Here is a 913-nt window from a genome sequence, read left to right as displayed (position 1 = left end):
CTGTGAATCCTATGCTGATGAGTTGTATAAAATTGATGGTGTGAAATGGTGCCATGCAATCAGCGGCGAAACTGACATGATGGTATTTGTGGAAGTCCCTAACATGAATCGGCTCAATGAAATCCGAGATCAAATTCAACGCTTTCCTGAACTGCGTCATTTGATGACGCATACGGTTCTGACCGAGTTTTTTAATACGACCGGAAACAAGTTCGTAAAGTGAAGCATCAAGTGGGTCGAGAATGTTAAACAACATCAATTTAAATCTGCTGAGATCATTGCATGTGCTGCTTGAGGAGTGTCATGTAAGTCGCACTGCTGAGCGCTTGCACGTAACTCAATCTGCGGTCAGCCGCCAATTAGCCCAGCTTAGAGAGCTTTGTGGCGATCCGTTGCTTGTCCGTCAGGGGAACTTGCTCATACCCACACCTCGAGCGTTAGCGTTAAAAGCTAAACTTGATGATTTGCTGTCTGAGTTTGATCATCTGCTTGATGATAAACCGTTCGAACCGGCAGATTGGCAAGGTGAGTTAGTTGTCGCGTCTAGTGACTATGTTGCTCAGTACGTTCTTCCAGATATCGCTTCCCATTTAAGCCAACTCGCGCCGCAACTGGATATGGCTTATCGCTTATGGCAACCAGATTTTCTCGATAAGTTGCATGAACTGGGTATCCACATCGCATCGTCCATGTACCCTTCAAAACCAGAAGGCGTTTCAAGCGTGAACATTGGTTCTGATACCTCGGTGTGTTTGATGAAAGCGTCACACCCGCTAGCGAGTTATAAAGAGCTGACGGTGGATGCTTTACTCAGTTATTCGCACATAAAAGTTACGGGTGGCGGCGATAAAGATTCAAGCACCGACACGGTTTTAAAAGAGATGGGGTTGGCGCGACATATCACATTTAAAGT

Annotated in this window: 2 protein-coding genes; both read left to right on the top strand. The window is 45.8% G+C overall.

Annotation, left to right across the window (positions count from 1 at the left end; translation table 11 throughout):
- Window positions 1-223, top strand: a 223-nt coding sequence (locus R8N47_RS24105; RefSeq protein WP_318185966.1) for an Lrp/AsnC ligand binding domain-containing protein, incomplete at its 5' end; no start/stop codon positions are given.
- 19 nt (window positions 224-242) lie between these two features.
- Window positions 243-913: LysR family transcriptional regulator (locus R8N47_RS24100; RefSeq protein ID WP_318185965.1), on the top strand; the 671-nt coding region annotated here is incomplete at its 3' end.

Source organism: Vibrio sp. 2132-1, from assembly GCF_033344315.1.
This window is presented reverse-complemented; position numbering and strand designations above follow the sequence as displayed.